This is a genomic window from Mycobacterium sp., assembly GCF_049585075.1.
Taxonomy (GTDB): Bacteria; Actinomycetota; Actinomycetes; order Mycobacteriales; family Mycobacteriaceae; genus Mycobacterium.
The window spans coordinates 1-8,083 of sequence record NZ_JBAUZA010000138.1 but is presented as its reverse complement, the minus strand read 5'-3'; the positions used below and the strand labels follow the sequence as shown (position 1 = coordinate 8,083).

The 8,083-nt window shown below is 63.0% G+C and carries 5 protein-coding genes and 3 pseudogenes; 2 read left to right on the top strand and 6 right to left on the bottom strand.

Going from position 1 to position 8,083, the window contains the following annotated elements; genetic code table 11:
• Nucleotides 1-223 (top strand): annotated as a pseudogene (locus WB785_RS06560) (hypothetical protein); the annotation flags it as partial.
• A 42-nt stretch (nt 224-265) separates the two neighbouring features.
• Here WB785_RS06560 and WB785_RS06555 read toward each other — a convergent pair.
• Together WB785_RS06555 and WB785_RS06550 are read right to left on the bottom strand one after the other, a co-directional pair.
• Nucleotides 266-2,200: pseudogene (locus WB785_RS06555) on the bottom strand (APC family permease); the annotation flags it as partial.
• Between the two features lie 266 nt (nt 2,201-2,466).
• Nucleotides 2,467-4,395, bottom strand: a pseudogene (locus tag WB785_RS06550) (APC family permease); the annotation flags it as partial.
• Nucleotides 4,396-4,520: 125 nt separating this feature from the next.
• On the opposite strand from WB785_RS06550, the gene WB785_RS06545 reads away from it, so the two are divergent.
• The gene (locus tag WB785_RS06545; protein ID WP_424077968.1) at nt 4,521-5,285 is read left to right on the top strand and encodes a GAF and ANTAR domain-containing protein; all 765 of its coding nucleotides are present in this window, start codon (nt 4,521-4,523) and stop codon (nt 5,283-5,285) included.
• A gap of 20 nt (nt 5,286-5,305) precedes the next feature.
• Here the strand turns inward: WB785_RS06545 and WB785_RS06540 are convergent, their stop codons facing one another.
• The 4 genes from WB785_RS06540 to rplS are packed head-to-tail and all read right to left on the bottom strand — an operon-like array spanning nt 5,306 to nt 7,674.
• Nucleotides 5,306-5,611 carry a DUF2469 domain-containing protein gene (locus WB785_RS06540; RefSeq protein WP_424077967.1) on the bottom strand — a complete coding sequence of 102 codons (306 nt, stop codon included), beginning with the start codon at nt 5,609-5,611 and terminating at the stop codon, nt 5,306-5,308.
• Nucleotides 5,608-6,399 carry a ribonuclease HII gene (locus WB785_RS06535; protein ID WP_424077966.1) on the bottom strand — a complete coding sequence of 264 codons (792 nt, stop codon included), beginning with the start codon at nt 6,397-6,399 and terminating at the stop codon, nt 5,608-5,610. Before WB785_RS06535 ends, WB785_RS06540 begins: the two co-directional genes overlap by 4 nt.
• Before the next feature lie 2 nt (nt 6,400-6,401).
• Nucleotides 6,402-7,274, bottom strand: a complete 873-nt coding sequence (lepB, locus tag WB785_RS06530; RefSeq protein ID WP_424077965.1) for a signal peptidase I — start codon at nt 7,272-7,274, stop codon at nt 6,402-6,404.
• Between the two features lie 58 nt (nt 7,275-7,332).
• Nucleotides 7,333-7,674: a 50S ribosomal protein L19 gene (rplS, locus tag WB785_RS06525; RefSeq protein WP_424077964.1), complete on the bottom strand. Its 342-nt coding sequence runs from the start codon at nt 7,672-7,674 to the stop codon at nt 7,333-7,335.
• Nucleotides 7,675-8,083 lie beyond the last annotated feature (409 nt).

Genomic DNA, 8,083 nt, shown 5'->3' with positions numbered 1-8,083 from the left:
GTACGAGGCCAAGGTGAGACGCCTGCAACTGAGCCCGCCAAGCGATGACGACTCCGACGAAGCCCGGGAGATGCAACGCTACCGGGCACTGCGACTGGAATTGCTGGGAGTCGAGCGATCAGTGCTGATGGAATTGCGGCGCGACGGGCGCATCAACGCGACGTTGTTGCGCACCATCGAACGTGACTTCGACCTCGAGGAAGCCCGGATCACCGGTTCGTAAGTATCGGTTCGAGCGGCTAACCCGTCACTTGATCACCACGGCCGCCCGTGCGATCCGAGATCCCACGTCGTAGGCCAGGATTTGCGCGGTCGCATCCGGAATCCTGCTGACGGCCGCAGCCATCCTGTCGGCGGTGCGGTCGTGCAATAGCCGGCCCACCAGCGGCGCATATGTTCGCCGGGGCAACAACACCGTCACCTTGGTGCCTGGATTGTCTTTGATCTCTTGCAGGACCAGTTCTTGCGCGGCCCGACTCAGGTGGCGATCCGGGCACTCGGTCATCCGTAGTGGAGTCTGGTCCTCGTAGTGCTCCCAGCGCTTTTGCAGCCGCGAGGCGTGCACCGCATCGATCACGAAGTGCACCGCGGTCAGTTTGTCTGGTTGCAACCCGGCGGCGTAGTGCAGCGCCTCGACCACCGCGAGATCGAAGTGGTCCACAAATACGAATACGCGGTGCCGCGCGTGCTTAACCAACTCAGCATGCTCGGTTCGCGACATCTCCAGAACCGATGTCTCGGCGCGATACTGGCGGTTGAGCCGCATCAATCCGAACACCAGAATCGGGAACACCACTACCACCAGCCAGGCACCCTCGGTGAACTTGGCGACCGCGAAAATCAACACCACGATCGTCGACAGGATCGCCGCGGACAGGTTGATCACCAACTTGCGCCGCCAACCGGGATCGCGATGGGTCAGCCAGTGTTTGGTCATGCCGTAGCCGGCCATCGAGAAGCCGGTGAACACGCCCATCGCGAACATCGGCACCACCGCGTCAACGGAGCCGCCGGTGATAATCAGCAGCGTCAGCGCCAGCGCGGTCAGCACGATGATCGCGTTGGAGAACACCAGCCGATGACCACGTTTCATCATCGGCCGGGGCAGGAAGCTGTCCTCTGCGACGAAGCTGGTCAGCGCGGGAAAGCCATTGAAGCTGGTATTGGCGCCGAAGAACAAGATTGCCGCGCTGGCCGTCTGAAGAAGGACGTACATGACCTTGCCGATCACGCCGTTGCCGAAGACCGCACGGCCGACCTCGGAAAGCATCGACGGATACTCGGCGATATAAGGAGTGGCGTGAGTGGCGTGCACGAGGAAAATCACGCCAACCAGCAAGAATCCGAGAACGCAAGCCATGCGCGTCAGTACCCGGCGGGCGTTGGGCCCCTGCGGCTTACGAAAGACATTGACCGCGTCGGCGATCGCCTCAACCCCGGTCAACGAAGTGCCCCCGTTGGCGAACGCGCGAAGCAAAATGAGGATCGTGGCTCCCATGATCAGCCCGTTGCCCTGATGTACCGGCACCGCCCCAGGAATGTGCTCCGGATCGTACTGCGGTAAATCCCCCAAGATACTGCGGACGACGCCGGTCACGATCAGCACCGTGAGCATGGCAATGAAGGCGTAAACCGGCACCGCGAAGATCCGGCCCGCCTCCTTCATTCCGCGCAAATTTGCGAAAGAAATCAGCAGCAACGCGGCGATGGTGATTTCCAAGTGATAGGAACCGAGCCGAGGTACCGCCGAGACCACCGCGAACGTCCCCGACGCACACTGCACCGCGACGGTGACCACGTAGTCGATCAGCAGCGCCGCCGAGGAGATCTGCGCGATCCGTGGCCCGAAATTGGCCCGCGCCACCACGTAGGAGCCACCCCGTTGGGTGTAGGCCATCACAACCTGCCGATAAGAGGCGGACACCAACGCCAAGATCAACAAGATGACAGCAGCGATCGGAAGCACCAACACGAACGCGGCCAGCCCGGCAGCCGGCAGCAGTTCGACCATGATCTGCTCGGGGCCATAAACCGTCGATGAGATCGCGTCCGGCGAAAGCGCGCCTAGCGCAACGGTATTGGATAAACTTTCGTGTTCCAGATGCTCGTTGATCAGTGGCTTCCCAAGGAAGAACCGCTTCCAGGCGTCGGAAAAGGTCGACGGGACCTTCTCTTCGTCAGGCAGATCTGTATCTGTCATGTCTGTCACAGCCAAGTGTTTCCCGCCCCTTTAACGAGCCGACTACTCACGACCGTGAGATTAGCGTCTCCGCTCGGCTACGGCAGTTCTTACCGGCCTCGCCACGGATCCGCATCCAACCTTAGGGTTTCTGTCAGGAAGCTCTCAGACACCGCAGGGCCGTACTCTCGCGTTGGGATTCAGGTGATGGGCGTGGTCACCTTAGGTTCTGGGGTGGAGTCCTGGTGACTTTGGGCAAGCTTCAAGCTTGCTGCCCGAGTGGCTTGAGCTTGTGCGATCCGGGACACGATGTCATAGGCCACGATTTGCGCACTAGTGCCGGGGATCCGGCTGACCACCGCGGCGATTTTGTCCGCAGTGCGGTCGTGCAGCAGCCGGCCCAGCAACGCCGAATACGTTCGACGCGGCAAAAGCACGGTCACCGTAGCGTCCGGATGTTCCTGCTTGACCTGCAAGACCAGGTCGTGGGCGGCCCGGCTCACGTTGCGATCCAGACAGCCGACCAACCGCAACTTGGTGATGTGCCCGAAGTCCTGCCAGCTCTCCTGCAGCCGCGTGGCCCGCTCAGCGTCTAGCACAAAATGCACCGCGGTCAGCTCGTCGGCGTGCAGCCCTTGGGCGTAGCGCATCGCCTCGATCTCGGCGAGGTCGATGCTGTCCACCAGGACAAAAACCCGATGCCGATGGTGCTTGGCCAGGTCGGCACCTTCGATGCGGGACATCTCCAAGACCGAGGCCTCGGCGCGATATTGCCGGTTGAGCCGCATCAGCGCCAGCACCAGGACCGGGAAGACCACCACCACCAGCCAGGCGCCCTCGGCGAATTTCGCGATCGCAAAGATCGCCACCACACTCGTCGACAAGATGCCCGCCGACAGGTTGATGACCAGCTTGTAGTGCCAGCCGGGCCCACGCTGGGTCAGGTGGTGTTTGGTCATGCCGTAACCGGCGATCGAGAACGCGGTGAACACGCCCATGGCGAACATCGGCACCAGCGCGTTAACGGAGCCTCCTGTGGCGACTAAGAGCGCCACCGCCAGCACGGCTAACAGGATGATGGCATTGGAGAACACCAGCCGATGACCGCGCTTCATCAGTGGCCGTGGCAGGAAGCGGTCCTCGGCAACAAAGTGAGTCAGTGCGGGAAAGCCGTTGAAGCTGGTGTTGGCGCCGTTGTACAAGATCGTCGCGCTGGCCGCCTGCAACAGGAAGTACAAGACGTTACCGACGATTCCGTGACCAAAGACCGCACGGCTGATCTCGGAAAGCATCGAAGGATATCCGGCCGTATATGGCGTGGCGTGAGTCGCGTAACCCAGCCACGCCACACCGGCCAACAACAGCCCGAGGATCCAGGCCATGACGGTGAGCACCCGGCGCGCGTTGATGCCCTCGGGCTTACGAAACAGGTTGACGGTGTTGGAGATCGCCTCGACCCCGGTCAGCGACGAGCCGCCGTTGGCGAACGCCCGAAGTATCACAAGGACGGTCGCACCCATCACCAGGCCGTTGCCCTGCTGTACCGGCACCGCCCCGGCAATGTGCTGCGGATCGTATTGCGGCAGGCTGAAGAAGATTTCACGAACAACGCCGACCACGATCATCAGCGTGAGCATGCCGACGAACCAGTACGTCGGCACTGCGAAGGTCCGGCCCGCCTCCCGCAAGCCACGCAGGTTCGCATAACAGAAGATGAGCACCGCGCCGATGGTGATTTCCAGGCTGTAGGGACCCAGCGCTGGTATCGCCGACACCACCGCCACGGTGCCGGCCGCACACTGGATGGCCACCGTGACCACGTAGTCGATCAACAGCGCCGCGGCCGCGACCTGCGCCACCCGGGGCCCGAAATTTTCCCTGGCCACGATGTAGGAACCACCGGCGCGGGTGTAGGCCACGACCACTTGTCGATACGACGCGGCCACCAGTGCCAAAATCAGCAGGATCACGCCGATCAGCGGCAGCAGTAATACGAAGGCGGCCATCCCGGCACCCGGTAGCAACTCAACCATGATCTGCTCGGGCCCATAAGCCGTCGAAGAGATCGCATCGGGTGAAAGCGCACCGAGCGCAACGGAATTCGACAACTTTTCATGCTGAAGGTCGTCGGTGATCATTGGCTTGCCGAGGAAAACCCGCTTCCAGCCGTCGTAGAACGACGACTGGATTTTCTGCTCGTCGGCCAATCCGGTCATCCGATATTCCTAACCAATCCCCGGGTTGGCCGCCGCCTTCCTTACGGGATCTTGACGCCTGGGTTCTTTGCGCTCGCCAGCTGAAATGTCAATCCAATGACGCAGCGTGGAACCGGCCTGAAATGATGGACGACGTGGGAGACGAGGTGAGCACCGGGCCGGGGGGAGCACCCCCGACGGCAGACCCTGCCACGGTTTTTGCGGCGCTGGCCGAAATCATCTACCGGGGCTCGGACTCAAGTGAGGTCTACGCGGCGATCTGTGTCGCCGCGACGCTGGTCGTAACGGGCTGCGATCACGCCAGCTTGCTGGTCCGCCGCGACCGTCGTTATGTCACTGTCGGCGCGAGCGACCGGATCGCGCAGCGAATCGACGACATGGAACGCCTCGCCGGCGACGGACCATGCGTCGACGCGATCGAAGAAGAGAAACCGCAGGTCGAACCAGACCTGACCACGCCGAGCCAATGGCCCAAGCTGGCCGCCCGGCTGGTCGCCGAGACCCCCGTCCGCGGCGCGATGGGATTTCGCATCCTGGTCGATCGGCGCAAATCCGGAGCGCTCAATCTGTTCAGCGATAAAGCAGGCGTCTTCGACGCCGAGGCCGCCGGCCAAGCCATCGTGCTGGCATCATTCGCCAGTGTGGCGATCAATGCCGTTGCACAAGGTGAGGATGTGGCCACCCTGCGGCGCGGACTGATCAGCAACCGGGAAATCGGCAAGGCCGTCGGCATGCTGATGATGCTGAACGGCATCGACGAGCACCAGGCCTTCGACGTGCTGCGGCGGTATTCCCAGGATTTGAACATCAAACTCGCCGATGTGGCACGGACAGTCATCGAGCACCGCGGTAGTCCGATATTCGGCGACCGCGATCAGTCATCGGGCTAGCGACAGCGCTGGCTGCCCGCTTACTCGGGCAGCCGTAACTCGGGTTTCTCGACCTCTTCGATGTTGACGTCTTTGAAGGTGACCACCCGGACCTGCTTGACGAAGCGGGCCGGCCGGTACATATCCCATACCCACGCGTCAGAGAGCCGCAGTTCGAAGTAGACCTCGCCCTCTGCATTTCGTGGCACCATCTCGACACCGTTTGCCAAGTAGAACCGGCGCTCGGTTTCCACCACGTAGCTGAACTGGCCCACGATGTCCTTGTATTCGCGGTACAGCGAGAGCTCCATCTCGGTTTCGTACTTTTCGAGATCTTCGGCACTCATCTGCTCAGCCGTCCTTCTCCGTCCGATCTACCCGACTTCTCCTCGGACCGCGTGCGGTCCGGTTCCATCTTTCCCCACCCGTCGTCGTCGCAGGGATCCGGCATGCACTCGGCCACGACCCGACTGACCCCCGATCCGGTCGCCACCCGCCGGACGTTGATGAACGAGTACCGATGCTCGGCACAGGGGCCCAGCTCGTTGAGCGCGGCAGAGTGGGCAATGGTGCTGTATCCCTTGTGCTCGGCGAACCCGTAGCCCGGGTGGTCGGCGTCCATTGCCACCATCAACCGGTCCCGGCTGACCTTGGCCAGCACACTGGCGGCAGCGATACAAGCCGCCGCCGCGTCGCCGCCGATCACCGGCAGCGACGGCACCGGCAGTCCCGGCACCCGAAATCCGTCGCTGAGCACATAGCCGGGACGCAGCGACAGCCCGGCAACTGCCCGTCGCATCCCTTCGATGTTTGCTACATGCACGCCGCGCCGGTCAACCTCGACTGACGGGATAAACACCACGTGGTAGGCCAGCGCGTAGCGGCAAATCAACGGGTACAGCTTCTCCCGCGTGTTTTCGTTGAGCTTCTTCGAATCATCAAGCGCAGCAAGGCTTTCCAGTCGTCCCGGGCCAAGCACACAAGCGGCGACCACCAGGGGCCCGGCGCAGGCTCCGCGGCCGACCTCGTCCACACCCGCTACCGGTCCAAGACCGCTGCGGTACAGCGCCGACTCCAGGGTGCGCAAGCCCGAGGATTTACGAATTACCGTCCGTGGCGGCCATGCGGTGGCCATGCCTACTGATTCTGCTGCGGATTGAGCGAACGCACACCACCCCATCGCGACGGCGGCCACACAATGAACCTTGCCTTACCGATGACGTTGCCCACCGGCACGGTGCCCGCCATCGGATCACCCGTGCACAGCAATCCGTTAACTGCGTCGGCGGGGGTACTGGTGCAGTGGGCTCGGGAGTCCGCCGAATGGGTGCGGTTGTCCCCCATCACCCACAACCGCCCTTGTGGGACGGTGACCGGCCCGAACTCGGGGCCCAGACACGGGTACACCGATGGCTCGGCGTTCATCGTGGCCGGATCCAGATAAGGCTCTTTCAACCGCGCGCCGTTGACCGTCAACCCGGTATTGCTCCGGCACTGCACGGTCTGTCCACCCACCGCGATGACACGCTTGACGAGGTCGTTCTCGTCGGGGGGCACAAAGCCGATGAACGACAGCGCGTTTTGCACCCAGCGCAGTGGAGCATCGTGCGAGCGGATCGACTTGTAACCCAGGTTCCACGTCGGCGGCCCTTTGAACACGATGACGTCGCCGGGGTGCGGTGAGCCGAAACGGAAGGTGACCTTGTCCACCATGATCCGGTCGCCGACGCAGCCCGAACATCCATGCAGCGTCGGTTCCATGGACTCCGACGGGATCAGGTACGGCCGCGCCACAAACGTCAACATGACGTAGTAGAGCACCAGCGCAATCGCTGCAAGGACGACGGTTTCCCGCAGCGCCGCCTTCTTTTTGCCCTCGGGTTCGTCCTCGTTGGTGTCGGTGTCCGCACTGCTTGATTCGGTGGTGGCCGGTTGGCTTGTCGCGACGTCTGGCTCAGCCGGATCAGAGTTGGGTTGGCCCTCAGGCGACGAGTCGGTGGTTTCGGTCACTGCGTCAGCCTAACCGGGCAACGATGCGCGTCGGCGCCGCCTGCCGCCGCTCGGCGGGTCAGCGCTTCTCTTTGATCTTGGCTTTCTTGCCGCGCAGCTCGCGCAGGTAGTAGAGCTTGGCGCGACGGACGTCACCGCGGGTCACAACCTCGATGTGGTCGATGTTCGGCGAGTGCACCGGGAAGGTCCGCTCGACGCCCACGCCGTAGCTCTCCTTACGAACGGTGAAGGTCTCCCGGACGCCGCCGCCCTGGCGACGCAGCACGACGCCCTTGAACACCTGGATGCGCTCTTTGGCGCCCTCGATCACCTTGACGTGCACATTGATCGTGTCGCCGGGGCCGAAAGCCGGGATGTCGTCGCGCAGCGACGCCTTGTCGACGAAGTCCAGCGTGTTCATGTCGGAAGACACTTCCTTGCGGTCGCGGCTGCGGGCTGCACGCTGCCAGAGCGTGGACAGTCAACCGAGCCGATGGATTCGGGCATCTGGGCGTGTCTCGCAGCAGGCGGGAGCGGACCGGCCGACCGGCAACCGCTGGAGACAACTGGTCAATTGTGCCAGATCGGGACCAGGCAATGAAATCAGCGCGAATCGCCGATTCCGGTTAGCCAGCCGTGACGTGGGCGAATGGTACATAAGACCGTTAGGGGGCTGTGGGAGGAGAGCCGTGCGAGCGCGACCGCTGATGGTGCTGATCACCACCGCGGTGGCACTTGCGGCGGTTGTGGCGGGCTTCCAAGCCAAGGTGTACGGCGCGCCCGGCGCCGCGTCGCACGTCGCCGAAGTGCCGCCGGCCATCGGGCCGCCT